The organism is Pseudorhodoferax sp. Leaf274 (assembly GCF_001422445.1).
Classification (GTDB): Bacteria; Pseudomonadota; Gammaproteobacteria; order Burkholderiales; family Burkholderiaceae_C; genus Pseudorhodoferax.
Genome location: NZ_LMNA01000025.1, coordinates 275,285 through 298,953 on the forward strand (window position 1 = coordinate 275,285; position 23,669 = coordinate 298,953).

A 23,669-nucleotide genomic window follows, 5' to 3' on the forward strand; every position below is an offset into this window, starting at 1 on the left:
CCTTTGCCGCCAACAGACCCCTGACCGCATGAACCCCACACAAACCGACCTGCAACGCGAAGTCGCGTCGCTCCTCGTCGAGGCACTGAACCTCGAGATGGCACCCGAGAGCATCGACCCGGCCGCCCCGCTCTACGGCGAAGGCCTGGGCCTGGACTCCATCGACATCCTCGAGGTGGCACTGGTGGTGTCGCAGCGCTACGGCTTCCAGCTGCGCTCGGACGACGAGGACAACGTGCGCATCTTCGGCTCGCTGGCCAGCCTGGCCGAACACATCGCCGCGCACCGCGCGCCCCTTGCCTGAGACGCGCGGCACCATGCCGCGCGCGCTGTCCATGCCCGTTCGCATCCTGGCCATGCTGCTGCTCAGCGTGGCCTACATCGCTGCCTCGCACTGGCTCATGACGGCGGCCCCGGCCACGCCATGGAATGCCGTGCTGGTGCTGGCGCCCATGCTGGTGACGATCGCCTGGGGCGCCTGGCGCGGCGGCCAGCGGCCGCTGGCGGCGCTGAGCGCGCTGTCGGTGGTGGCGCTGTGCGTGCAGGCCAGCCTGCCGACGCCGCTGTCCTCGCAGGTGCTGTACCTGGCGCAGCACGTGGGCATCAACGTGTTCCTGGCGGTGGGCTTCGGCAGCACGCTGCGCGCGGGCCAGCAGGCGCTGATCACCACGCTGGCCGCGCGCGTGCACCGCCAGTTCACACCCGAGATGGCGGCCTACACACGCAAGCTCACGCTGGCCTGGACGCTCTACTTCGTCGCCATGGCGCTGCTGTCGCTGGGCCTGTACGCCTTCGCGCGTTTCGAGACCTGGGCGCTGTTCGCCAACGTGCTGACGCCGCTGGCCGTGGCCGCCATGTTCGGTGGCGAATACTGGCTGCGCTACCGGCTGCACCCCGACTTCGAACGCGCCAGCCTGGCCGACGCGATCCGCAGCTACATGCACAGCGGCAAGCCGGCCGCCGCGGCACAGCCCCAAACCGACACCCCGCCATGACACTGGCCCCGCTGATCTCCGGCGCCGACCTGGACGCCCCCATCGCCTGGCGCGCCGGCGCACCGATCGCGCGGCGCCGCTACCTGGCCGACGTGCAGGCCCTGGCCGCGCAGCTGCCGGCCGAGGGCGCGATGCTGAACCTGTCGGGCGACCGCTACCGCTTCGCCGTGGGCCTGGGCGCCGCCATGCTGCGCGGCCAGCCCAACCTGATGCCGCCCAACCACCAGCGCGAGACCGTGGCGCGGCTGCGCAGCCTGATGCCGCAGGCCTATGCGCTGGTCGATGCCGGCGGCGGCGAGGTCGCGCTGCCGCAGGTGCACTATGCCGATGCCGCCGATGCCGCCGATGCCGCCGCCCCGGCCGCCGGCCAGCCGCCCGCCCTGCCCCGCGCGCAACTGGCCGCCCACGTGCTGACCTCGGGCTCCACCGGCCAGCCGGTGCCGCACCCCAAGCTCTGGGGCCCGCTGGTGGACTGCACCGTGGCCGGCGCACAGCGCCTGGCCGAGCACCTGGGCCGGCCCGACCTCGAAGGCCTGAGCCTGGTGGCCACGGTGCCGCCGCAGCACATGTATGGCTTCGAATCCACCGTGCTGATCGCGCTGCTGGGCGGCGCGGCCTTCGATGCCGAGCGGCCGTTCTACCCGGCCGACATCGCCGCCGCGTTAGCCCGGCTGCCGCGCCCGCGCATGCTCGTCACCACGCCCTTCCACCTGCGCATGCTGCTGGAAGCCGGCATCGCCCTGCCCACCGTGGACCTGGTCCTCAGCGCCACGGCGCCGCTGTCGCCCCAGCTGGCGGCCCGCGCCGAGGCCGCGCTGCACGGCCAGCTGGTCGAGATCTACGGCTGCACCGAGGCCGGCCAGGTCGCCACGCGGCGCACCACCGACGGCCCGGAATGGCGCACCTACGCCGGCCTGGCGCTGTCGGGCGATGGCGAGCACAGCCAGGTGATGGGCGGCCACGTGGTCGTGCCCACGCCGCTGGCCGACATCCTGGACGTGCTGGAGCCCAGCCGCTTCCGGCTGCTGGGCCGCTCCAACGACCTCATCAACATCGCCGGCAAGCGCAACTCGCTGGCGCACCTGAACTTCCACCTCAACAGCACGCCCGGCGTGGCCGATGGCGCGTTCTGGCTGCCGGCCGACGAGGCCGGCGAGGCCGACGGCGGGGTCGCGCGGCTGGTGGCCTTCGTGGTCGCGCCCGGCCTGTCGCAGGCCGCGCTGCAAGAGGCCGTGCTCGCGGGCCTGCGCCCGCGCGTGGACCCGGTGTTCCTGCCGCGCCGCATCGTGGCCGTGCCGGCGCTGCCGCGCGAGCCGTCCACAGGCAAGCTGCCGGCCATCGCCTTCGGCGCTTGGGCGCGGCGCCAGTTGGCCGGATGACGGACGCCGCCGCGCCGCGCAGCCTGCCGCTGCACATCCCGGCCGACCACCCGGCCTTCGCCGGCCATTTCCCGGGGCAGCCGCTGCTGCCCGGCGTGTCGCTGCTGGCCGCGGTGCTGGAGGCCGTGCTGGCCGACCCCGCGCTGGCCGCGCGCGTGGGCCCCTCGCCCCGCCTTGCCAACGCCAAGTTCCTGGCGCCCGTGCGGCCCGGTGCCGCGCTGGAAATCCGGCTGGAGGGCAGCGGGCGCGGACTGCGCTTCGCGGTGTGCGACCTGTCCAGGGACGCGCGCGTCGCAGCCAGCGGCGTGTTCGAAGCCACGCCATGAGCGAAGTGCAGGGCCGCTCCCAGCAAGCCCGCTCCGCCGCGGGCAGCGGCGAAGCGGGCGCCGCCGGAAACCTCGGCGCCGCATCCCCCGCTCCTCCAGCCGACTGGGCGACCCAGCGCGAACGCAGCAACCTGTGGGTGCTGCGCTTGATGGGCGCGATCGCCGTCTACGCCGGCCGGCCGCTGGCGCGGCTGGTGCTGCACCCGATCGCGCTGTACTTCCTGGTCGCCAACGGTCCGGCGCGCCGCGCCTCGCGGGCCTACCTGGCGCGCGCGCTGCAGCGGCCGGCCGGCTGGCGCGACAGCTACCGCCACATCCACAGCTTCGCCGCGACGGTGCTGGACCGCGTCTACTTCCTGAAGGGCCGGCTGGCGCAGTTCGAGATCGAGAGCCACAACGTGGCCGCGGTCGAGGCCGTGCTGGCCGAGGGCCAGGGCGTGATGCTGCTGGGCGCGCACCTGGGCAGCTTCGAGGCCCTGCGCGCCGGCGCGCAGAGCGTGGGCACGCGCGCGGCCATGCTCATGTACGAGGACAACGCGCGCCTGATCAGCGCCACGCTGCGTGCCATCGCGCCCGACGTGCAACTGCACACCATCGCGCTGGGCCGGCCCGGCGCCATGCTGGCGCTGCGCCGCTGGCTGGCCGACGGCGGCATGGCCGGCCTGCTGGCCGACCGCACGCTGCCCGGCCATTCGGGCCGCTCGCGCACGCTGGTGCTGCCCTTCCTGGGCCAGCCGGCGCCGTTCTCCGACGGCCCGCTGCGGCTGGCGGCGCTGCTGCGCCAGCGCGTGTTCTTCATGGCGGGCCTGTACCACGGCGGGCAGCGCTACAGCCTGTGCTTCGAGCCGCTGGCCGACTTTCGCACCACGTCCGGCCCGGCCCTGGAAGCGCAGATCCAGGCCGCGGTGCAGCGCTATGTGGCGCTGCTGGAATCCACCTGCCGCGCAGCACCGTACAACTGGTTCAACTTCTATGACTTCTGGGCGAGCGATGCCACATCCACTTCCGCCACACCGGATTGAACGCCGCGGCCTGCTGCTGGCGCTGGCCGCCTGGCCGCTCGCGCTGCCGCTGGGCGCGCGCGCGCAGGTCTTCGACCTCGTGCAGCTGATGCGCCTGCTGGCCCAGGTGCAGTCCGGCGAGGCCAGCTTCGTTGAGCAGCGCCACTCCAGCGTGCTCGACCGGCCGGTCGAAAGCACGGGCCGGCTGTCGTTCCAGGCGCCGGACCGCTTCACGCGCGAGACGCTCAGGCCGCGCAGCGAAAGCATCAGCGTGGTCGGCAACGAGGTGACCATGCGCCAGGGCAGCCGCAGCCGCACCGTGCAGCTGGACAGCGTGCCCGAGGCCGCCGTGATCGTCGAGGCCATCCGCGGCACGCTCACCGGCAACCGCGAGGCCATCGAGCGCCATTTCGAGACCCAGGTCGGCGGCTCGCCGGGCAGCTGGCAGCTGCTGCTGGCGCCGCGCGACCCGGGCCTGCGCAAGCTGGTCGTGCAGGTCGCGATCCAGGGCCGGCAGTCGGCACCGCGCGAGATCACGATCTCCATGGCCGACGGCGACTATTCCGTCATGCGGATCACGCCGCAATGAGCGCACGGGCCCCGTGCTGATGCGCCACGTGCACCGCTTGCGCCACACCGCCCTGCTGCTCTGGCTGGTGTTCGTGCTGGCCGCGGCGGCCATCACCGCGCGCACGCATTACGTGGCCGACCTGTCGGCCTTCCTGCCGCGCAACCCGAGCGCCGAGCAGGCCGTATTGCTGGACCAGCTGCAAAGCGGCGTGGCCTCGCGGCTGGTGCTGGTCGGCATCGCCGGCGGCAGCGCCGAGCAGCGCGCCCAGGCTTCGCTGCGGCTGGGCCAGGCGCTGCGCGCCAGCGGTGCCTTCGACGCCGTGCACAACGGCGACAACAGCGGCCTGGCCGACACCGCGCAGTTCCTGTTCGCCAACCGCTACCTGCTGAGCCCCGGGGTCGACGCCCAGCGCTTCACGGCCGAGGGGCTGCGCGAGGGCATCGACGAGACCACCGGCCTGCTGGGCACGCCGGCCGGCAGCCTGGTCAAGCCCATCCTGCTGCGCGACCCCACGGGCGAGACACTGCGCATGGCCGAGCACATGCTGCCGGCGCAGGCGCCGCGCAGCGAAGGCGGCGTCTGGGTCGCGCGCGACGGCCAGCGCGCCGTGCTGCTGGCCACCACCCACGCCGACGGCAGCGACCTGGACGGCCAGGAGCGCGCGCTGGAACTGGTGCGCACCCGTTTCGCGCCCGACGCGGCGGCCGGCCTGCAGCTGCAGGTCTCGGGCGCCGGCACCTTCGCGGTCGCCTCGCGCGCGCAGATCAAGACCGAGGTCGAGCGGCTGGCGCTGGCCGGCGGCGTGATCGTGGTCGGCCTGCTGCTGCTGTCCTTCGGCGGCTCGCTGCGCACCCTGTTCACGGCGCTGCTGCCGGTCAGCACCGGCGTGCTGGCCGGCATCGCCGCCGTCAGCCTGGTGTTCGGCAACGTGCACGGCATCACGCTGGGCTTCGGCACCACGCTGATCGGCGAGGCGGTGGACTACGCCATCTACTACCTGATCCAGGCGCGCGGGGGTGCCGGTGGCGCCGGACCGGCCGGCGGCGCCCGGCTGTGGCTGCGCGCGAGCTGGCCGACCGTGCGCCTGGGCCTGTGGACCTCGCTGTGCGGCTTTGCCGCGCTGCTGTTCTCCGGCTTTCCGGGGCTGGCGCAGCTGGGCCTGTTCTCCATCGCCGGCCTGGCCGGCGCGGCGCTGACCACGCGCTTCGTGCTGACCACCATCGCCCCCAAGGGTGCGCCCGGCATGGGCCTGCGCCGCCACCTGGGCCGCGCCCTGGCCGCCGCCATGCCGGTGCTGCAGCGCCTGCGCTGGCCGCTGGCCGCGTTGGCCGTGGCGGCGGCGCTGGCGCTGGCCTGGATGCCCTCGCCCTGGCGCGGCGACCTGGCGGCGCTGAGCCCGGTCGGCGACGAGAAGATGGCACTGGACGCCGCGCTGCGCGCCGACCTGGGCGCCAGCGATCCGGGCGTGGTGGTGGCCGTGTCGGCCGCCGACGAGGCCGGCGTGCTGCAGGCCGCCGAGGCGGCCGGCCAGCGGCTGGACCGGCTGGTGGCCGACGGCCAGCTCGCCGGCTACGCCTCGCCGGCGCGCCTGCTGCCCAGCCCGGCCGTGCAGCAGGCCCGGCGCGACGCGCTGCCCGATGCCGACGCGCTGCGCACGCGGCTGCAGCAGGCCACGGCCGACGGCCCCATCGCCGCCGCACGCCTGCAGCCCTTCCTGGACGACGTGGCCCGGGCGCGCACCCAGCCGCTGCTGACCCGCGCCACGCTGGACGGCACCGCGCTCGCGGCGGCCTTCGATGCGCTGATCGTGCCCGGCCAGGGCGCACGCCCCTGGCGCGGCCTGCTGACGTTGAACCAGGGCACGCGCCCGCTGGACCAGGCCGCGCTGCGCGCCGCCTTCGCCGACATGCCGCAGGTGCAGATCGTCGACATCACCGGCGAGCTGCGCGGCATGTACGCGCGCTACCTGCACGAGGCCGGCGTGCAGGCCGGCTTCGGCGCGCTGGCGCTGTGCCTGGTGCTGCTGGCGCACCTGCGCTCATGGGCACGGCTGTGGCGCATCGCGCAGTCGGTCGGCGCAGCGGCGCTGATCGTCATCGCCACGCTGGCGCTGGCCGGCGTGGAGCTGGGCATCCTGCACCTGGTCGGCCTGCTGCTGACGGTGGCGATCGGCTCCAACTACGCCTTGTTCTTCGACCAGTTGCGCACCGACGGGCCGGCGCAGCCGATCGACCACGACATGCTGGCCTCGCTGGCGCTGGCCAACGTGACGGCCGCCACCTCGTTCTTCCTGCTGGCGCTCTCGGACATCCCGACGCTGAACGCGCTGGGCCAGGTGGTGGCGCCCGGCATCGTGCTGTGCCTGCTGCTGTCCGCGGCCTTCATTCCTACACGGCCGGCCAGGCCCAGCGTGTAAATTGCTCGCCGCCATGCACGCCACCAACCCCGCCGCTGCCGACCGCGCCCCCACGCGCTGGCGCGCGCCGCTGCGGATCAAGGCCAGCGCCGCCTGCCACCTGGGCGCGGCCGCGCTGGTGGCCGCCGCGCCGCCGCTGTGGCCCTGGGCGCTCGGCGCCGTGGCGCTGGACCACGCGCTGCTGACCGCCACCGGCCTGTGGCCGCGCTCGACCTGGCTGGGCGCCAACCTGCTGCGCCTGCCGGATGCCGCCGCAGCGCGCGGCGAGGTCGCCGTCACGCTGGACGACGGGCCCGACCCCGCCGTCACGCCGCAGGTGCTGGACATCCTGGACGCGCACGGCGCGCGCGCCACCTTCTTCTGCATCGCCGAGCAGGCCGTGCGCCACCCGGCGCTCGCGCGCGAGATCGTGCGGCGCGGCCACAGCGTGCAGAACCACAGCCTGGGCCACCGCCACAACTTCTCGCTGCTGGGGCCGGCCGGCCTCAGGCGCGAGATCGGCCAGGCGCAGGACCGGCTGGCCCAGGCCACGGGCCAGCGGCCCACCTGCTTTCGCGCGCCGGCCGGCCTGCGCAACGTGTTCCTGGACCCGGTGCTGCATGCGCTGGACCTGCGGCTTGTCAGCTGGACGCGGCGCGGCTTCGACACCCGCGAGGCCGATCCGCAGACCGTGCTGGCGCGCCTGACCCACCTATTGGCCGCTGGCGACATCGTGCTGCTGCACGACCGCCACGGCGCCTGCATGGCCGATGGCCGCCCCGTGGTGCTGCAGGCCCTGCCGCTGCTGCTGACACGGCTGCGCGGCGCCGGCCTGCAGGCCGTCACCCTTCCCGAGGCACTGCACCCTTGAATCCCTCCCAAGCCTGGACATCCCTGCGCGACCTGGCCTGCGCGCCCTACCGCGCGGCCGGCCGCTTCGCCTGGCATTTCGCGCGCGGCAAGCTGTCCATGGACCCGGTGTTCCGCCACCTGATCGAATCCGGCCACCTGCGCCCCGGCGCGCGCGTGCTGGACATCGGCTGCGGCCAGGGCCTGCTGGCCAGCCTGCTCGCCAGCAGCGGCGCCCTGGCGCGCGACGGCCGCTGGCCCAGCACCTGGCCGCCGGCGCCCGTGCCCGCGCATGTGACCGGCATCGAGCTCATGCCGCGCGACGTCGACCGCGCACGCGCGGCCTTGGCGCCGCTCGGCGATGCGGCGCAGTTCGTCTGCGGCGACATGCGGCACACCGCCTTTCCGCCCGTCGATGCGGTGGTGATCCTGGACGTGCTGCACTACATCGGCATCGACGAGCAGGACCAGGTGCTGGCGCGCGTGCGCGCGGCGCTGGCGCCCGGCGGCCGGCTGCTGCTGCGCGTGGGCGATGCCAGCGCGCGGCGCGGCTTCGCCGTCAGCCAATGGGTCGATGCGGTGGTGACGCGCATCCGCGGCCACCGCGTGCTGCCGCAGTACGGCCGCACGCTGGCCGAATGGTCGGCGCAGCTGGAACGCCTGGGCTTTGCGGTGCACAGCCAGCCCATGAGCGCCGGCACACCGTTCGCCAACGTGCTGCTGGTGGCCGAGGCCCGGCCATGACGCCGCTGGCCATCACCGCCTTCACGCTGACCACAGCCCTGGGCGCCGGGCGCGCCGAGACGCTGCAGGCGCTGCGCGCGCAGCGCTCGGGCCTGGCGCCGCTGCGCTTTCTCGACCTGCCGCTGGCCACCTGGACCGGCGAGGTCGACGGGCTGGACCAGACCCTGCTGCCGCCGGCCCTGGCCCACCACGACTGCCGCAACAACCGGCTCGCCTGGCTGGCCCTGTTGCAGGACGGCTTCATCGAAGCGGTGGCCCGCGCCCGGGCGCGCTGGGGTGCGGGGCGCGTGGGCGTGTTCCTGGGCACCAGCACCTCGGGCCTGCTGCAGACCGAACTGGCCTACCGCAACCGCCAGGGCGACGGCGCGCTGCCGGACGGCTTCCGCTACGCCGAGACGCAGAACACCTTCTCGCTGGCCGGCTTCGCGGCCGAGGCGCTGCAGCTGGCCGGGCCGCGCTGCGTCGTGTCCACGGCCTGTTCGTCCAGCGCCAAGGTGTTCGGCAACGCCCAGCGCATGCTGCAGGCCGGCTGGATCGACGCGGCCGTGGTCGGCGGCGTCGACAGCCTGTGCCTGACCACGCTGTACGGCTTCAATGCGCTGGAACTGCTCGCGCCCGAGGCCTGCCGGCCCTGGGATGCGGCGCGCGCCGGCCTGTCGATCGGCGAGGCCGCCTCGTTCATGCTCATCGAGCGCGAGGCCGATGCCGCCGAGGGCTGGGTGCTGGGCGTGGGCGAGACCAACGACGGCCACCACATGAGCACGCCGCATCCCGAGGGCACGGGTGCCATCGGTGCGATGCGCGCCGCGCTGGCCGCCGCCGGGTTGCAGCCGGGCGACATCGACTACATCAACCTGCACGGCACCGCCACGCCGACCAACGACGCGTCGGAAGACCGCGCCGTGCGCGCCGTGTTCGGCGCCGACACGCCGCCGTGCAGCTCCACCAAGGGCGCGACCGGCCACACGCTGGGCGCGGCCGGCGGCGTGGAGGCCGCGATCGGCCTGCTGGCGCTGCAGCACGGCTTCATGCCGGGTGGCCTGAACCGCCGGCAGCCCGACCCGGACCTGCACGCGCACTACCTGGACGCCAACCGCGCCGCGCCGCTGCGCCGGGTGCTGAGCAACTCCTTCGGCTTCGGTGGCACCAATGCCAGCCTGGTGCTCGGCAAGGAGGCGGCATGACTTCTGCCCTGTACATCGAAGGCGTCGGCCTGCTCGGGCCGGGCCTGCCCGATTGGCAAGCGGCGCAGCCCGTGCTGCGCGGCGAGGCCGCCCACCAGTTCGCACCGACCCAGCTGGCCCCGCCCGCGCGCCTGCCGCCGGCCGAGCGCCGCCGTGCCGGCCCGGTGATCCGGCTGGCCATGGGCGTGGCCGACGCGGCCGTCGCCCAGGCCGGCGCCGACCCCTCGACGCTGGCCACCGTGTTCAGCTCCTCCGGCGGCGAGGGCGCCAACTGCCATTCGCTGTGCGAGGCGCTGGCCGTGCCGAACCCGCTGATCTCGCCGACGCGCTTCACCAACTCCGTGCACAACGCGGCGGCCGGCTACTGGCACATCGCGGTGGCCAGCCAGGCCAGCTCGACCAGCCTGTGCGCGCACGACGGCAGCTTCGGCGCCGGCCTGCTCGAAGCCGCGGCCAGCGTGCACGCCGACGGCCATCCGCTGCTGCTGGTGGCCTACGACCTGCCCTACCCCGAGCCGCTGCACGCCAAGCGGCCGATCGCCGAGAACTTCGGCCTGGCGCTGCTGCTGTCGCCCGTGCGCACGCCGCGCAGCCTGGCCGGGCTGTCCGTGCAGCCGGTCGCCGCCGGCGGCGCACCCAGCACCTGTGCCGATGCCTCGCTGGAAGCGCTGCGCCGCGGCATCCCGGCCGCCGCCGCGCTGCCGCTGCTGCAGGCACTGGCGCAGCGGTCGTCGGCCACGCTGCTGCTGCACTGCATGGACGACCTGGCGCTGCAGGTGGAGGTGGCCGCGTGCTAGAGCGGGCCGGCATCGCGCGGCTGATCCCGCACAGCGGCAGCATGTGCCTGCTCGCGCGGCTGGAGCACTGGGACGCCGAGCGCATCGTCTGCAGCGCCACCAGCCACCGCGACGCGGCCAACCCCTTGCGCACGGCCTCGGGCCTGCTGGCGCCCTGCGCCATCGAGTATGCGGCCCAGGCCATGGCGCTGCATGGCGCGCTGATCGGGCAGGAAGCCGGCAGCGCGGCCAGCCCGGGCTTCCTGGCCAGCGCGCGCGGCGTGCAGTTCCACCGGCTGCGGCTGGACGACCTGGCGGGCGAGCTGCGCATCGAGGCGCAGCGCCAGGCCGGCGATGCGCAGCAGATCCTCTACCACTTCCGCGTGCAGCACGCGGGCCAGCCCGTGGCCGAAGGCCGGGCCGCCGTCGTGCTGAACACGCCGCTTTCCGCATGACCACCACGACTTCCAAGCCCAAGCGGGCGCTGGTCACCGGCGCCAGTGGCGGCCTGGGCCGCGCCATCGCCCTGCAGCTGGCCCGCGACGGCCACCATGTCATCGCCCATGCCAACCAGCGGCTGGCCGCGGCCCAGGCCCTGGCCGACGAGATCGTCGCCGCGGGCGGCAGCGCCGAGGCCGTGGCCTTCGACGTGACGGACGCCGAGGCCAGCGCCGCGGCATGCGCGCAGCTGCTGGCCGCCGGGCCGGTGCAGATCCTCGTCAACAACGCGGGCCTGCACGACGACGCCGCCTTCCCCGCGCTGCGGCCGGCGCAGTGGCACCAGGTCATCGACGTCTCGCTGAACGGCTTCTTCCACGTCACGCAGCCGCTGACCATGCCCATGGTGCGCACACGCTGGGGCCGCATCGTCAACATCTCCTCGATGTCGGCCGTGGCCGGCAACCGCGGTCAGGTCAACTACGCGGCGGCCAAGGGTGCGCTGAACAGCGCCACCAAGTCGCTGGCGCTGGAGCTGGCCAGCCGCGGCATCACCGTGAACGCGGTGGCGCCGGGCATCATCGCCACCGGCATGGCGCAGGACTTCGACAAGGCCACCATCGAGCGCATCGTGCCCATGAAGCGGGCCGGCACCGGCGAGGAGGTGGCGGCGCTGGTCGGCTTCCTGGCCTCGGACGCGGCCGGCTACATCAGCGGCCAGGTCATCTCCATCAACGGCGCCATGGTGTGAAGGAGCCCGCCATGTCCACGCAGCACCACGATGTCGTGATCCTCGGCGGCGGCCTCGCCGGCCTGACGCTGGCGCTGCAGCTGCGCCGGCGCATGCCCGGCCTGGACGTGCTGGTGCTCGAGCGCCGCAGCCACCCGCTGCCCGAGGCCGCGCACAAGGTCGGCGAATCCTCGGTCGAGATCCAGGCCCACTACCTGTCGCAGGTGCTGGGGCTCAAGGACTACCTCGATCGGCGCCAGCTCAAGAAGTTCGGCTTCCGCTTCTTCTTCTCCGACGGTGCGCCCGACCTCACGCAGGTCACCGAGCTGGGCGCCAGCACCTTCCTGCCCACGCAGAGCTACCAGCTCGACCGCGGCATGCTGGAGAACGATCTCGCGCAGATGGTGCAGCACGCGGGCGTGCACCACCGCGACGGCGCGCTCGTGCACGACTTCACGCTGGGCAGCAAGGGCGCGCGCCACCAGGTGCGCTACGCGCACGGCGGCAGCACGCACGAGGCCACGGCCGACTGGCTGGTGGACGCCAGCGGGCGCGCCGGCCTCGTCAAGCGCCGGCTCGACCTGGCCCAGCCCAACGACCACGCCGCCCACGCCGTCTGGTTCCGCATCGACCGCCGCGTGGACGTGGCCGAATGGACGCAGGACGCCGCATGGCTGGCCCGCTGCAACCCGCCCAACCGCTGGCTGTCGACCAACCACCTGGTCGGCGCCGGGTATTGGGTGTGGCTGATCCCGTTGGCCTCGGGCTCGCATTCGGTCGGCATCGTGGCCGATCCGGCGCTGCACCCCATCGAGGGCATGAACAGCTTCGACAAGGCGATGGACTGGCTGCGCGTGCACCAGCCGCAGCTACATGCCGACCTCGACGCCAAGCGCGACGGGCTGCAGGACTTCGCGTTCTTCAAGCGCTTCTCGTACGGCTGCAAGAAGGTCTGGAGCGGCAGCGACCGCTGGGCGCTGACCGGCGAGGCCGGGCTGTTCCTGGACCCGTTCTATTCGCCGGGCGGCGACTTCATCGCGGTCTCCAACACCTTCGTGACCGAGATGGTCGAGCGCGACCGTGCCAAGGCCCCGGTCGGCATGCTGGCGCCCATGTACGAGCGCATCTACTTCTCGCTGTACGAGGCCATGCTGCCGATCTACACGGGCCAGTACCCGCTGTTCCACAGCGCCGAGGTGATGCCGCTCAAGGTGCTGTGGGACTACACCTTCTACTGGGGCGTGATGTGCCAGCTGTTCTTCCAGAACCGGCTGGTGGACGTGCAGGCCATGGCGCGGCTGCAGGAGCCGCTGGCCTGGTCGCACCGCCTGAACGTGGCGGTGCAGGACTTCCTGCGCGCCTGGGGCGCCGTGGACGACGGCGCGCGCCCGCGCCGCATGCTGGACCAGGCCAGCCTGGACTGGTTCGCCGAACTCAACCGCGGCCTGACGGACCAGCTGGACGCCGCGCAGTTCGAGGCCCGGCTGCAGGCCAACCTGCAGCTGCTGCACCAGCTGGCGGCGCAGTTGATCGACCGGGCGCTGCGCCGGCATCCAGGCCTGCCCAGCGACGCCTTGCGCGCCGTGATGGCGCAGCGCACGGCCGCGCCCGCTGCGCAAGACCTGCTTTTTCCCGAACTCAGTCCTGCGTGAACAGCAGCACCGCGTTGGTGCCGCCGAACGCAAACGAGTTGCTGATCGCCGCCGACAGCTGCGGCGCTGCAGCCCCGCCGGCCGGCACCAGCGGCACGCGGCATTGCGGGTCGGGCTCGCCACAGTGGGCATTGGGCGGAAGGCGGCGCTGCGCCAGCGCCTGCACCGTGACCACGGCCTCCAGCGCGCCGGCGGCGCCCAGCAGGTGGCCGTGCAAGGCCTTGGTGGAACTCACGGCCAGGGCGGGCAGCGCATCGCCGAAGACCTGGGCCAGCGCCTCGCATTCGACGACATCGCCGGCGCGCGTGGCCGTGCCGTGCGCATTGCAGTAGCCGACATCGCGCGGCGCAAGGCCGGCGCGGCGCAACGCGGCGTTCAAGGCGCGGGCCTGGCCGGCGGCGTCGGGCTTGGTCAGGTGCGTGGCATCGCTGGACAGGCCCCAGCCCGCCAGCCGGGCATGGATGCGGGCGCCGCGGGCACGCGCATGATCGGCCGACTCGAGCACCACGAAGGCCGCGCCCTCGCCCAGCGCGAAGCCGCTGCGGTCGCGCGCGAACGGCCGCACGGCCGTGGCCGCGGCCCCGGGCTCGAAGCCGGCCAGGGTCTGCATGGCCTGCCAGGCCATGACCACGCCGGGCAGGACCAGGGCTTCGCTGCCGCCGGCGATGGCCACGTCGAGCTCGCCACGCTGCACGGTGGCGGCGGCCTCGGCGATGGCCACGGCCGACGAGGCACAGGCCACGGAATACGTCAGCACGGGCCCCAGCACCTTGTGGCGCATGGCCACGTGGGCGGCCGGCGCATTGGGCATGAAGGCCGGAATCGTGAGCGGCGGCACGCGGCCGTTGCCGCGGTAGGCGGCCTCCAGCGCGGCGGCGCCGCCCATGCCGCAACCGGCATAGACGCCCACGCGCTCGGCGTCCAGGCCGTCCAGCGTGTCGGGCACGCCGGCGTCGTGCAGCGCGCGCGCGGCCGCTGCCACGGCCAGCTGGCTCACGCGGTCCACGCCGGTCAGCTGCAGCTTGGTGAAGTACGCGAGCGGGTCGAAGTCCACGGTGGCGGCGCAGGCCGGCCTGGGGAGATCGGGGAACACGGGCGCGATGGCCGAGCGGCCCTGCAGCAGCGCATCGAACAGGGTTGCGGCGTCCGGCCCGTGGGGCGAGACCACGCCCAGGCCGGTGACGGCAACCCCGAGGCTCACGCGGCGGCCTGCTTGTCGGCGACCAGGCGGTCGACCACGGCCGCGAACTCGGCCAGCGTGTCGATGCTGGTGTTGTCGTCGGGCACCGAAATGCCGAACTGGTCTTCGACCGCGAACACGAATTCGACCAGGGCCAGCGAATCGAAGCCCGACTCGCGCATGGAGGTGTCGGGCTGCAGCGTGGCGGCGTCGATGCCGAACTTGCTGTGGATCAGCTCCTGGAGAGCAGGCAGGGAACTCATGGATGGCGTTGTTCTACGGGCGGTCGGCATGATAGCTGCTGGCCGGACGCCAGCGCAGCGAGAGCGCGGCGACCGCCAGCCCCAGCATGGCCCCGCCCAGCACGTCCAGCGCCACATGCTGGCGCACCGCCACGGTCGACCAGGCGATCAGCACGGCCCAGACCGCGTTGGCCAGCCGCAGCGTGGCCGGCGCGCCGATCTCGCGCAGCACGGCGTGCACCCGCATGGCCGTGAACACGGCCGAGGCCACGTGCATGGACGGGCTGGCGTTGCCGCTGCCGTCCACGCCCTCCAGCAGCGCGAAGCCCGGGTGGCCCGCGCGGTCGATCGTCAGCGGCGGCACGGCCGTCGGCCAGAAGTGGAAGATGAGCAGGCCGCCGCCCATCAGCACCATGGTCCACAGGCCGTAGACCAGCAGCTGCCGGAAGTCGCGCTGCAGGCCCGGCGCGATGCCGATGTAGAACCACAGCGACAGGTAGGGCCACAGCATGGCCGGCTGGAACGGCACCGCCCGGTCGACCCAGGTCAGCGGCATCACGGTCACGGCGTACGCGGGGTGGCGCAGCAGGTAGAAGTAGCCCACGAAGAACAGCGTGGTCCACAGCGTGGTGCCGAGCAGCTTGAGCCAGAACAGCTTGCGCACGCGGTACGCCAGCTCGGCCCGCCAATCCGGGCGGACGGCAACGGCCATCGCCGTCACGGCTGGAACGGCGGGCGCCGCGTGGCCCGGCGCCAGGCCAGCAGCGGCAGGCGCGCCACGAACTCGAGCATCAGCCGAAAGTGCATCCAGCTCAGCAGCGCGTTGTCGCGGCCATAGCGGAAGTGCGAGACGCCGCCCTCCTCGGCCGTCAGGTACTTGACGGGCGCGGCCAGGTTGACGGGCTTGACGCCGCGCCAGGCCAGGCGCACCACGGCCTCGGTGTCGAAGTCGAAGCGGCGCATCCAGGGCTGGCGGCGCATCACGGCCACGAGGTCGGCGATGGGGTAGACGCGGAAGCCGTACAGCGAATCGTCGATGCCGGCGCCCAGCGTCTCCAGATTGGTCCACCAGTTCGACACGCGGCGCCCGCGCACGCGCAGCAGCGGCGCCGAGGCGTCGAACACCGGGCGGCCCAGCACCATGGTCTCGGGCCGCGCGATGGAGGCCTGCATGAATGCCGGGACCAGCGCGGCCGGGTGCTGGCCGTCCGAGTCCATGGTCAGCGCGTGGGTGAAGCCGGCCTGCTGCGCCCGCCCGAGCCCCTGCAGCAGCGCCGCGCCCTTGCCGACATTGGCCGGCAGCGCGATGACGAGCAGGCCCGGGTCCTGCGCGGCCATGGCCTGCAGGCCGGCCGGCGTGCCGTCCGTGCTGCCGTCGGTCACGACCCAGACCGGGTTCCAGTGCGCCCGCGCAGCGGCCACGGTCTCGTACACCTTGGGGCCGGTGTTGTAGCTGGGGATCAGCAGCACATGGCTGGTGGAAGGCGTGGGCATCGGGAGTCCTTCGCCCGCTCGGGCTTCGGCGCGAACGCCGTCGGGTGGCCGGGCGGCGTTCATGGGCGCAGTTCCTCGGCAAAGTAGTGTTCCAGCCGCTGGAGCAGCCCCGCGTGGTCTGCCTCGGGTGCGAAGCGCTGGCCCAGCCGGACCGTGAACGCCATCGGGAACTGCGGCGCGCGCCAGATCGGCCAGCCCTTGCGCAGGTAGCCGGTGCTGGTCTCGATGAACACGGTCTGGATCGGCACCCGCGCCATGTGGGCCATGAGCGTGATGCCGGGGCGGAACGGGTTGATCGGCGGCTCCACCGTGCGCGTGCCTTCGGGGAACAGCACCAGCTGGCCGCCGGCACGCAGGTTGTCCACCGCGCCGCGGATCATGCCGCGCGGCGGGTCGTTGCGGATGTAGCGCGCCATGCGCGCGCCCGCGCCCAGGAAGGGGTTGCGCATCAGGCTGGCGCGCATGATGCAGATGCCGCGCGGCACCCGCGCCACGATCAGCAGCGCGTCCAGCATGCAGGGGTGGTTGGCCGCGATGATCAGGCCCTGGTCGCGCGACAGCGCGTCGAGCGCCTTGTAGTCGATGCGCATCAGGCCCAGCCACTGCGCGCAGGTCCAGAAGCCGCGGTAGACCGACGAGATCGCCGCCCGGCCGACCACCGTGCCATGGGCACGCGGCAACAGCGGATACAGCACCAGGCACACCAGGTTCCATGTCAGCGACATGGCGCCCAGGTGCGCAAGCAGCAGGTAGAACAGCGCGCACTGCCAGACACGGCGCAGCATGCTCATGCGGCGCGCCGCCATGGCGACTCCCAGGAATTTCTCGACACTGGCCCGCTCAATCCTTTGCCGCCACCCGCTCGGACGAGGTGGCCAGGATCCACGACACGCCCAGGCCGGCCGACAGCGCCGACTTGCGCCGCATCAGCGGGCTGTCGTCGAACGCGGCGCCGTCGAGCCGGTCGTAGCGCACGAAGGCGCCGACCCAGGTGTTGCCGAAGCGGCGCGAGGTGGAGGCCAGCGCCTGCCAGCCGCCATAGCCGCCGCGCGCCTCGTAGGCCGGGCGGCTCGCGGTGGCGTCGCCGGCGCCCACGCCGTAGAAGTAGGCGTGGTTCCTGCGGTCGCCGAAGACCGGTCCCGTCAGCATGCCGACATTCCAGCCGCCTGCGGCGTTCGCCAGGTCCAGGTTCAGGTGCGGCGAGAAGGTGGTGCCGGCGAAACGCGGCGACTTCTCCAGCGTGAAGGCGGCACGCAGCGGCAGGCGCAGGTCCAGCTTCCAGCGGTCCTGGGCCGAGCGCGCCAGCGCCAGGTTGAGGTTGGGGCCGATCTCGGCCAGTGCCTTGAGGTCGCGCATGCCGCGGCGGGCAGCGTTGTCCTTGCTGCGCGCGGGTGCCGAGGCGGCCAGGCTCAGGTCGAACTTGACGCGCGGGGTGTCCAGCAGCACGGCGCGCGCGCCGTCGCGGTCGGCCCGGAGCCAGTCGCCGCGGTAGACGATGTAGGGCAGCGGCAGCACGTAGTTGCGGCCCTGGTCCGCGCCGCGGTAGTCCGGCAGGCGCAGCGCTGCGGCGCCCAGGCCCAGCTCCCACAACGGGCGCTGGCCCGCGGCCAGGCCATCGTCGACGCCGGGGCCGGCACCGATGGGCTCGGCGGCCAGCACAGCGGCAGGAAGGGCCGCGGCCCATGCGGCGACATGCCGCAGGCGTCGGTGCGCACGCACGCGCATCAGGCCTGGGCGCCAAGCGTGGCGCGCGTGCGTTGCTGGGGGGGATGGGTCAAGGCGGTCTCCGTGGGGCTGTGGGGCTGGGTGGGTGACCCCATGCCGAAGCGGGCGATTTTCCACGGTTTTCCGGACGCCTCCGGCGCGGCCTGCCCGGCCCGCCTGCTACCAACTGTCACGGCTGCCAACGCGGGCCATCGAAAATAATGCCGGCATGAACCCAACAGGACAGAGGCCTTGCGCACTGGCGCCACACGCACCGCTGCGTGCCTACTACGCCGACGAATCCGAACGCGACCGCTACCTGCGCCGCATCTTCGACGCGACCGCGGGCGACTACGACCGCATCGAGCGCCTGCTGGCACTCGGCACCGGCCCGTGGTACCGGCGCTCGGCCTTGCAGCGCGCAGGACTGGGCAGCGGCGCGCGCGTGCTGGACGTCGGCATCGGCACCGGGCTCGTTGCGCGCGAAGCCCTGCAGCTGATCGGGCTGGAGGGCCGCCTGGTCGGCGTCGACCCCAGCCCGGGGATGATGGGCGAAGTCCGCCTGCCCAACGTGCAGCTGCTCCAGGGCCGTGCCGAGGCCCTGCCGCAGCCCGATGGCAGCCACGACTTCCTGAGCATGGGCTATGCCCTGCGCCACATCGGCGATGTGCATGCGGCCTTCGCCGAATTCCACCGCGTGCTGCGCCCGGGCGGGCGCCTGCTGATCCTGGAGATCACGCGCCCCGAGCACCGCGGCGGCCGCGCCCTGCTGCGGGCCTACATGCGCGCCTTCGTGCCGCTGGTGGCACGGGTGGTGGGCCGCCGGCGCGACACGGCCGAGCTGTGGCGCTACTACTGGGACACGATCGACGCCTGCATCGCGCCCGCCTCGGTGCTGGCCGCGCTGCGCGAGGCGGGTTTCGAGCAGGTGCAACGCCACACCGAGCTGGGCGTGTTCTCCGAGTACACGGCGCGCAAGCCGGACTGACGACGCGCCAGGCCGGCCGGGGCGGCCCGGCGGTGGCCACACCGGTAGCGCCCCTGGGCCGCGCCGGCCGGCCTGCGCCTCAACCGAGCGCCGCCAGCCGGTCCACGCGCTGCAGATGTTCGCGCAGCACCTGCCGGGCCGCGCCTTCGGCCTTGTCGCGCAGGCCGCCGGCGGGCTGCTTGAGGATGTCTGCAAGCACCGTGCGCACGTTGCCCAGGCTTGCCAGCACCGCCGCGCGCAGCTTGGCGATCTTCTTGCGCTCGTCGGCCAGCGCGCCGTCCAGCACCTCGAGCTCCTGGGCCTGCCCGTCGGTGGCCTTCTCGGCCAGAGCGTCGCGGCGCATCCGCACGTCGACGAAGGCGCTGGCTGCCGTGCCCACGTCGGCCTGCGTGTCCAGCTGGTAGGCCAGGTCGCTGAGGCTGGCCTGGGCGCGCACGAGGTCGTTGCCGTCGAACGTCTTGAGCAGCTTGTCGGCCACGTTGCCGAAGAAGCCGTCGATGCGCTCGAACAGCCCGGCCACCGTCCTGAGTTTCTCGGCGGCCGCATCGCGGGCACTGCTCCACGAGGGCGGAACGTCGCTCTCGCCGAACTTCTTCATGAGGTAACGCTTGACGATCTTCGGCGAGCTGCGCCGGATCATCGATTCGTCGAGGCCATGGGTGCTCAGCACCTGCAGCGCCAGCGCGTCGCCCTCGCTGGCCATGATGGCGAGGATGCCCTTGGCGTAGCGCGGGTGGAAGCGGAACAGCTCCGAGCGCGCGCCGCCGTCGCCGGCCTGCGCGCGTTCGAGCAGGGCCCGCGCCTGCTCGCCCTCGCCGCGGTCGACGATCTGCTCGCCGACGCCCTGCACCGCGCCGACGCCCGTGGCCACGCCCTTCATCGCCGTGCTGGCCACCACGCCGACCCCGGTGAGGTCGACCACGCCGGCCGCGGCCTTGACCATCGCGACGCCGGTCTTGGTGGCGGCACGCGCCGCCAGGTGCTTGTCGCGGCGGGCGAACTGCGCGATGGCGGCCTCGCCGCGGTGCTTGCCTTCGACCGCCTGCTCGTGCGATTCGGCATCGCGCACCGATTCCTCGATGCGCGCGGCCGAGTCGACCATGCCCTTCATCACCTCGCCGAAGCTCACCGCCACGCCGATGCCCGGCAGCAGCGCGGAGATCTGCTTGACCACCACGCCGCCGATGTCCATGGCCTTCATGTCCTTGGCCGAGCCGGTCAGCCCGCCCAGCAGGTCGCCCAGCGAGGCCATGAACTCGTCCTGCAGCATCAAGGCCTCGACGGGATCCTCGGTCTCCATCGCCTTGCCGCCCGTCTCGATGGCCTTGAGCGGCGCGCCGAGCACCGTGGCCAGCTTGCCGGCCAGGCTCAGCGCCTGCTCGAATTTCTCCGACAGCTCCTTGGTCGACTTCAGCTTCTCTGCGATGTGCTTGACGATCTCGGGGCCCTTCTCGCCGTACTCGACACCTTCCTTGATCTTGCCGAACAGGCCCTCGCCGCTTTCCAGCTTGCTCTTGAACAATTCGATCTTCTCGTCGACCGCGGCCAACCGGGTCGAGGTTTCCTTGCGGAAACCGTCCATCGTCTCCTCGTCCAGCAGGCCGCGCATCGCGACCCAGTTCTTCTCCTCCTCGCGGAAGCGCGGCGGCAGCCAGAGCTCGGGCACGCCCTTGTAGACGGCCTGCAGCTCTTCCATCGTGGCGCCGTTGTCGACCAGCTTCTGGAAGTCGTTGATCAGCTTCTGGCTCAGCGTGTAGAGCCGGTCGTAGTTGGCCTTGCCCAGCTTCTCGAGCAGCGCCTTGCTGCCCTCCCAGATCGGCACGTCCTCGACGCCCTTCAGCGCTTCGGTCAGCTCCTGCGCCGCGGTGGTGGCCTTGGGCAGTGTCTGCACCACCTGCAGGCGGCGCGCGGCCTCGTCGGCCTGGCCGGCCAGCGCCAGGGCCTGGGCGTCGGCCTCGCGCAGTGCCTGGGCCGCCCGGCGCAGTTCGGCGTCGGCTTCGTCCAGTGCCTTCTGCGCCTGCACCAGCGCGGGATCGGCACCGGACGTGCGCAGGCGCTCGTCGATGGCATCGGCCAGGGCCGCGAGCCGCTTGCCCACGTCGATCCCGGCGTTGCGCAGCGCATCCTGCCGGCCACGCAGCCGCCCCCTGGCGTCGGCGATCGGGACGGTGTATTTCTCCAGCACATCCAGCGAGGCGTCGATCTCTTCGCCTCCGGGTGCATCCTTGGCGCCGGCGGCGTAGCGGTCGACCAGGGCCTGGTGCCTGGCGTACACCTCCCCGAGCCCCTGGACTTCCTCCTCGACCTGCAGGAGCTCGCTCTCCCGCTCGCCCAGCGCCTTGCGCGCCTGGACCAGCGCCGACTGCGCGTCCTTGAGCGCCGGGTCGTTGGCGGCGGCCTCCTCCAGCAGGGCCTGCGCGTGCGCCACGCCCTCCTTGCGCGTGCCGACCTCGACCTGCTGGGCCTGCGCGGTCTCCTGGGCCACCTTGCTCGCGCCCTGCAGCGATTTGGCCTGCTCCTCCAGCTTGCCGTGCTGGTTCGGTGCGACCGGCGCGATCTCGTAGCCCGGCATCAGCGCCAGCACCGCCTCGCGCTGGAGCAGGTAGGCCTCCAGGATCTCCTGCCGCGACGCCAGGTCGCCCTTCAGGCTCTCGGCCTCGCGCACGTCGTGCCGTGCGGTGGCTTCGTGCAGCAGGTTCTTCAGGTTGGCGACCTTTTCTTCGGCGTCGCCCACCTTCTGGTTCTCCAGCTCCAGCCGCTGCTCGAGCCGCGCCTGCGTCATCACCTTCTCGAGCTCGCCCTGCAGGCCCTCGAAGTCGCCGCTCTTCTTGCGCTCTTCGAGGTCCTGGATCTGCTGCGCCAGCCCCTCCGACTGGAATTTCAGCACCTTGACCGCCGACTTCGCCTCCTTGAAGGCCTGGCTGGCCTCCTCGGCCCGGCGGACCGCCGCCTCGTAGTCGCGCTGCGCCGATGCACGGCCTTCCACCGTCAGGGTCTTCTGGAAGATCTCGTCGCGCTCGACGCCCGCGGCGTAGCGCTTGGACTCGGCGTCCTCTGCCACATGGCCGGCATGCTTGGCCTTGTCCTCGGCCTGCCGGATCGCCTTGCCCGTCTCGGCCTGCTGCCGGCCCAGGCTGGCGCTGGCGTTCTTGATGATCTTGGGGCTGACCGGCGGTGTTTCCTTCATCACCTGGTAGAAGGCGAGGGTCCAGGCCTCCAGGCTCAATTTGGCCATGCATCACTCCTGTGTCTCTTGAACCGGCATGGCCGGCGGTGCCGTTGACCGCCCCTGCCCTGTGGAACCGGCTGTGCCGGGCCGTTGCAAGCGCGTCCTGCGCGCTCGTTGCTCACTGCAATGCGTCGAGCTGTTCGTCGATGCGCCGGAGCGCGGCGCCCAGGGTCGGGCGCAGCTCGACGCTGATGTCGAAGGGGTTCTCATCGCACAGCTGCACCGCCGGGTCGGTGGCCAGGAAGCGCCGGAAATCGCCCACGCTGGCACGCAGGCGCTGCGCGGCAGGCGCCTGCTTGTCGCGGTCGGTCGCGAGTGCGAACTCCTGCAGCGCCACCCGCAGCCCCACCTGCAGGCCGCGGCTGACGCCGGCCAGCCCGTACTCGGCAATGCGTTGCAGGGCCGGGTCGCCAGCGGACTTGAGCGCCGACTGCAGCCGCGACAGGCCCACGTCGGCGGCCTCCTTGGCCTGCAGCCAGGTCTCCAGGCAGGCCTTGGCAGCGGCCTTGACCGCAGCCCCCGAAGGGCCCGCTGGGCCGCCCGCCGGGAGCGACTCCAGCGCCGCCTCCACGGCATCCAGCAGCGACTGCGCTGCCGCGTGATCGCCCTTGCGCGCCAGCGCACCGGCCTCGCTCGTCTTGAGCTTGATGTCCTGCCCCGCCGGCCCGGCCGCGGCCATCGCTTCCTTGATGCGCGGCAGCAGCGCGGCCAGGCGGGCGTTGAACGCGGCACCCGCATCGACCTTGGCACCGCCTTCCTTCGCGACGCCAGCAGGCGCATCGAGCAGCTTGTGCAGATGCTCCAGGGCTTGCGTGGCGGCCGCATAGTCCTTGGCCGCGGCCTTCTCGCTCGCAAAGCCGATCAAGGCGCGCAGCTTGGTGGCCTCGGGGTGCTGGCCCGCCAACGCCTGCCGCAGCGGCTCCTGCACCTGGCCCAGGCGCTGGTCGTAAGCCAGCTGCGCGGACGAAGGCGCGTCGGGCGGGGTCGGGGCCGGTGTGTCGGGGCCGGCGTCGGCGCCGGCGCTGCCCTGGCCCTGCGGGGCGTCGCCCTGGCCTTCGCCGTCGGCGTGGCCTTGCTCTTCGTCGGCATCGTCCCCGTCTTCGCCACGCACCCGCACCGCCAGCCGCAGCGCGGTCTGTTGCAGCAGCGCGGCCTTGATCTTGCGGGCCAGCCCGCCGGCGGACGCCTGCACGATGAAGGTCAGCGCATTGGCTTCGTAAGTGCACTCGCCGCGGATGAATTTCAGGCCGCTGGCGTTGTGCATCTGCTCCTTCAGCAGCTTGCCGCGCGCGGGCGAGATCGCGCGCCGGGACAGCAGCACCACGGTCTCCTTGCCGGTCGTCGCGATCAGCGACTGCATCACGGCCTCGCCTTTGCGCAGTTCGCGGATCAGCGGAATCATCTTGGAGGTGAGCAGCGCAGGGCTCTCCTCATCGTCGTCCGCCTCGGCCGAGGCCCGCGTTGTGGCCTGGGTCTTCTTCAGTTCGGCCTCCGCCGACCCGAGCAGCGCATAGAGCTTGTCCTTGACCTCGCCGAAGATCTTGTCGCCAAGCTCCTTCTTGCGCTTGGACTGCGCCACGACCTGCTTCTTCAACAGGTCGACGACGTCCTCGAGGGCTTGGGAACGGGGCTCGGGCTTGCCCTCGTCGCTCTTGTCGAAACGGGCCAGCGCCTTGACCAGCGCGCCGTCGTCCAGGTCGAGCTTGTTCTTCTTGGTAAAGCCGGTCCACGCTGCTTCGCTGAGCTTGTCTGCCATGAAGGTCTCCTCCGGTTTCAGCGCCGCGCCGCAAGA

General features: G+C 72.8%; 23 protein-coding genes. 15 read left to right on the forward strand and 8 right to left on the reverse strand.

Features of this window, described 5'->3' with window-relative positions; all coding sequences use genetic code 11:
* Positions 1-28 precede the first annotated feature (28 nt).
* The 14 genes from ASF44_RS20325 to ASF44_RS20390 are packed head-to-tail and all read left to right on the forward strand — an operon-like array spanning position 29 to position 13,040.
* Positions 29-304: a phosphopantetheine-binding protein gene (locus tag ASF44_RS20325; RefSeq protein WP_056901057.1), complete on the forward strand. Its 276-nt coding sequence runs from the start codon at positions 29-31 to the stop codon at positions 302-304.
* Positions 297-995: a hypothetical protein gene (locus ASF44_RS20330; RefSeq protein WP_156374612.1), complete on the forward strand. Its 699-nt coding sequence runs from the start codon at positions 297-299 to the stop codon at positions 993-995. Before ASF44_RS20325 ends, ASF44_RS20330 begins: the two co-directional genes overlap by 8 nt.
* A complete protein-coding gene (locus tag ASF44_RS20335) occupies positions 992-2,374 on the forward strand; it encodes an AMP-binding protein (protein ID WP_056901059.1) in 1,383 nt (460 codons plus the stop codon). Before ASF44_RS20330 ends, ASF44_RS20335 begins: the two co-directional genes overlap by 4 nt.
* Positions 2,371-2,700: a MaoC/PaaZ C-terminal domain-containing protein gene (locus ASF44_RS32955; RefSeq protein ID WP_056901060.1), complete on the forward strand. Its 330-nt coding sequence runs from the start codon at positions 2,371-2,373 to the stop codon at positions 2,698-2,700. Before ASF44_RS20335 ends, ASF44_RS32955 begins: the two co-directional genes overlap by 4 nt.
* Positions 2,697-3,722 carry a hypothetical protein gene (locus tag ASF44_RS20345; protein ID WP_056901061.1) on the forward strand — a complete coding sequence of 342 codons (1,026 nt, stop codon included), beginning with the start codon at positions 2,697-2,699 and terminating at the stop codon, positions 3,720-3,722. Before ASF44_RS32955 ends, ASF44_RS20345 begins: the two co-directional genes overlap by 4 nt.
* Positions 3,691-4,290: a LolA-related protein gene (locus ASF44_RS20350; RefSeq protein WP_082524928.1), complete on the forward strand. Its 600-nt coding sequence runs from the start codon at positions 3,691-3,693 to the stop codon at positions 4,288-4,290. Before ASF44_RS20345 ends, ASF44_RS20350 begins: the two co-directional genes overlap by 32 nt.
* Positions 4,291-4,309: 19 nt before the next feature.
* Entirely contained in the window at positions 4,310-6,688 is a 2,379-nt protein-coding gene (locus ASF44_RS20355) for an MMPL family transporter (RefSeq protein WP_056901142.1), read from the forward strand.
* A gap of 13 nt (positions 6,689-6,701) precedes the next feature.
* Positions 6,702-7,538, forward strand: coding sequence for a polysaccharide deacetylase family protein (locus tag ASF44_RS20360; protein WP_056901143.1), 837 nt, complete (start codon positions 6,702-6,704; stop codon positions 7,536-7,538).
* Entirely contained in the window at positions 7,535-8,260 is a 726-nt protein-coding gene (locus tag ASF44_RS20365) for a cyclopropane-fatty-acyl-phospholipid synthase family protein (RefSeq protein ID WP_056901062.1), read from the forward strand. The genes ASF44_RS20360 and ASF44_RS20365 overlap by 4 nt, the downstream gene beginning before the upstream one ends.
* Positions 8,257-9,444 (forward strand): beta-ketoacyl-[acyl-carrier-protein] synthase family protein, encoded by a 1,188-nt coding sequence (locus ASF44_RS20370; protein WP_056901063.1) that lies wholly within the window; start codon positions 8,257-8,259, stop codon positions 9,442-9,444. The genes ASF44_RS20365 and ASF44_RS20370 overlap by 4 nt, the downstream gene beginning before the upstream one ends.
* Positions 9,441-10,241, forward strand: a complete 801-nt coding sequence (locus ASF44_RS20375; protein ID WP_056901064.1) for a beta-ketoacyl synthase chain length factor — start codon at positions 9,441-9,443, stop codon at positions 10,239-10,241. Before ASF44_RS20370 ends, ASF44_RS20375 begins: the two co-directional genes overlap by 4 nt.
* 41 nt (positions 10,242-10,282) lie before the next feature.
* Positions 10,283-10,675, forward strand: coding sequence for a hydroxymyristoyl-ACP dehydratase (locus tag ASF44_RS20380; protein ID WP_235579291.1), 393 nt, complete (start codon positions 10,283-10,285; stop codon positions 10,673-10,675).
* Positions 10,672-11,409, forward strand: coding sequence for a 3-oxoacyl-ACP reductase FabG (gene fabG, locus ASF44_RS20385; protein WP_056901065.1), 738 nt, complete (start codon positions 10,672-10,674; stop codon positions 11,407-11,409). The genes ASF44_RS20380 and fabG overlap by 4 nt, the downstream gene beginning before the upstream one ends.
* An 11-nt stretch (positions 11,410-11,420) precedes the next feature.
* Entirely contained in the window at positions 11,421-13,040 is a 1,620-nt protein-coding gene (locus ASF44_RS20390; RefSeq protein ID WP_056901066.1) for an NAD(P)/FAD-dependent oxidoreductase, read from the forward strand.
* Here ASF44_RS20390 and ASF44_RS20395 read toward each other — a convergent pair.
* Genes ASF44_RS20395 through ASF44_RS20420 form a run of 6 tightly spaced genes read right to left on the reverse strand, consistent with a single transcriptional unit; the run spans position 13,027 to position 17,681 of the window.
* The gene (locus ASF44_RS20395) at positions 13,027-14,241 is read right to left on the reverse strand and encodes a beta-ketoacyl synthase (RefSeq protein WP_056901067.1); all 1,215 of its coding nucleotides are present in this window, start codon (positions 14,239-14,241) and stop codon (positions 13,027-13,029) included. The genes ASF44_RS20390 and ASF44_RS20395 overlap by 14 nt on opposite strands.
* Complete coding sequence (locus ASF44_RS20400; protein ID WP_056901068.1) at positions 14,238-14,483, reverse strand: acyl carrier protein; 246 nt, start codon at positions 14,481-14,483, stop codon at positions 14,238-14,240. Before ASF44_RS20400 ends, ASF44_RS20395 begins: the two co-directional genes overlap by 4 nt.
* A gap of 13 nt (positions 14,484-14,496) precedes the next feature.
* Positions 14,497-15,174, reverse strand: coding sequence for a phosphatase PAP2 family protein (locus ASF44_RS20405; RefSeq protein WP_056901069.1), 678 nt, complete (start codon positions 15,172-15,174; stop codon positions 14,497-14,499).
* Positions 15,175-15,179: 5 nt separating this feature from the next.
* Positions 15,180-15,956, reverse strand: coding sequence for a glycosyltransferase family 2 protein (locus ASF44_RS20410; protein WP_056901070.1), 777 nt, complete (start codon positions 15,954-15,956; stop codon positions 15,180-15,182).
* A 59-nt stretch (positions 15,957-16,015) separates the two neighbouring features.
* Positions 16,016-16,747 carry a lysophospholipid acyltransferase family protein gene (locus ASF44_RS20415; protein ID WP_156374617.1) on the reverse strand — a complete coding sequence of 244 codons (732 nt, stop codon included), beginning with the start codon at positions 16,745-16,747 and terminating at the stop codon, positions 16,016-16,018.
* 49 nt (positions 16,748-16,796) lie between these two features.
* Entirely contained in the window at positions 16,797-17,681 is an 885-nt protein-coding gene (locus tag ASF44_RS20420; RefSeq protein WP_056901071.1) for a MipA/OmpV family protein, read from the reverse strand.
* A 208-nt stretch (positions 17,682-17,889) separates the two neighbouring features.
* Between ASF44_RS20420 and ASF44_RS20425 the strand changes: the two genes are divergently transcribed.
* Positions 17,890-18,648 carry a class I SAM-dependent methyltransferase gene (locus tag ASF44_RS20425; RefSeq protein ID WP_056901072.1) on the forward strand — a complete coding sequence of 253 codons (759 nt, stop codon included), beginning with the start codon at positions 17,890-17,892 and terminating at the stop codon, positions 18,646-18,648.
* Between the two features lie 79 nt (positions 18,649-18,727).
* Here the strand turns inward: ASF44_RS20425 and ASF44_RS20430 are convergent, their stop codons facing one another.
* Both ASF44_RS20430 and ASF44_RS20435 read right to left on the reverse strand, forming a co-directional pair.
* Positions 18,728-21,883, reverse strand: a complete 3,156-nt coding sequence (locus ASF44_RS20430) for a hypothetical protein (RefSeq protein ID WP_056901073.1) — start codon at positions 21,881-21,883, stop codon at positions 18,728-18,730.
* Between the two features lie 112 nt (positions 21,884-21,995).
* Complete coding sequence (locus ASF44_RS20435) at positions 21,996-23,633, reverse strand: hypothetical protein (RefSeq protein WP_056901074.1); 1,638 nt, start codon at positions 23,631-23,633, stop codon at positions 21,996-21,998.
* Between the last annotated feature and the right edge of the window lie 36 nt (positions 23,634-23,669).

Excerpts from the sequence above, each read along its gene's own strand:
- ASF44_RS20325 (WP_056901057.1), top strand. The coding sequence starts at position 29 with ATGAACCCCACACAAACCGACCTGCAACGCGAAGTCGCGTCGCTCCTC.
- ASF44_RS20335 (WP_056901059.1), top strand. The coding sequence starts at position 992 with ATGACACTGGCCCCGCTGATCTCCGGCGCCGACCTGGACGCCCCCATC.
- ASF44_RS32955 (WP_056901060.1), top strand. The coding sequence starts at position 2,371 with ATGACGGACGCCGCCGCGCCGCGCAGCCTGCCGCTGCACATCCCGGCC.
- ASF44_RS20345 (WP_056901061.1), top strand. The coding sequence starts at position 2,697 with ATGAGCGAAGTGCAGGGCCGCTCCCAGCAAGCCCGCTCCGCCGCGGGC.
- ASF44_RS20350 (WP_082524928.1), top strand. The coding sequence starts at position 3,691 with ATGCCACATCCACTTCCGCCACACCGGATTGAACGCCGCGGCCTGCTG.
- ASF44_RS20355 (WP_056901142.1), top strand. The coding sequence starts at position 4,310 with ATGCGCCACGTGCACCGCTTGCGCCACACCGCCCTGCTGCTCTGGCTG.
- ASF44_RS20360 (WP_056901143.1), top strand. The coding sequence starts at position 6,702 with ATGCACGCCACCAACCCCGCCGCTGCCGACCGCGCCCCCACGCGCTGG.
- ASF44_RS20370 (WP_056901063.1), top strand. The coding sequence starts at position 8,257 with ATGACGCCGCTGGCCATCACCGCCTTCACGCTGACCACAGCCCTGGGC.
- ASF44_RS20375 (WP_056901064.1), top strand. The coding sequence starts at position 9,441 with ATGACTTCTGCCCTGTACATCGAAGGCGTCGGCCTGCTCGGGCCGGGC.
- ASF44_RS20380 (WP_235579291.1), top strand. The coding sequence starts at position 10,283 with ATGTGCCTGCTCGCGCGGCTGGAGCACTGGGACGCCGAGCGCATCGTC.
- fabG (WP_056901065.1), top strand. The coding sequence starts at position 10,672 with ATGACCACCACGACTTCCAAGCCCAAGCGGGCGCTGGTCACCGGCGCC.
- ASF44_RS20390 (WP_056901066.1), top strand. The coding sequence starts at position 11,421 with ATGTCCACGCAGCACCACGATGTCGTGATCCTCGGCGGCGGCCTCGCC.
- ASF44_RS20400 (WP_056901068.1), bottom strand. The coding sequence starts at position 14,483 with ATGAGTTCCCTGCCTGCTCTCCAGGAGCTGATCCACAGCAAGTTCGGC.
- ASF44_RS20405 (WP_056901069.1), bottom strand. The coding sequence starts at position 15,174 with ATGGCCGTTGCCGTCCGCCCGGATTGGCGGGCCGAGCTGGCGTACCGC.
- ASF44_RS20410 (WP_056901070.1), bottom strand. The coding sequence starts at position 15,956 with ATGCCCACGCCTTCCACCAGCCATGTGCTGCTGATCCCCAGCTACAAC.
- ASF44_RS20415 (WP_156374617.1), bottom strand. The coding sequence starts at position 16,747 with ATGAGCATGCTGCGCCGTGTCTGGCAGTGCGCGCTGTTCTACCTGCTG.
- ASF44_RS20420 (WP_056901071.1), bottom strand. The coding sequence starts at position 17,681 with ATGCGCGTGCGTGCGCACCGACGCCTGCGGCATGTCGCCGCATGGGCC.
- ASF44_RS20425 (WP_056901072.1), top strand. The coding sequence starts at position 17,890 with ATGAACCCAACAGGACAGAGGCCTTGCGCACTGGCGCCACACGCACCG.
- ASF44_RS20430 (WP_056901073.1), bottom strand. The coding sequence starts at position 21,883 with ATGGCCAAATTGAGCCTGGAGGCCTGGACCCTCGCCTTCTACCAGGTG.
- ASF44_RS20435 (WP_056901074.1), bottom strand. The coding sequence starts at position 23,633 with ATGGCAGACAAGCTCAGCGAAGCAGCGTGGACCGGCTTTACCAAGAAG.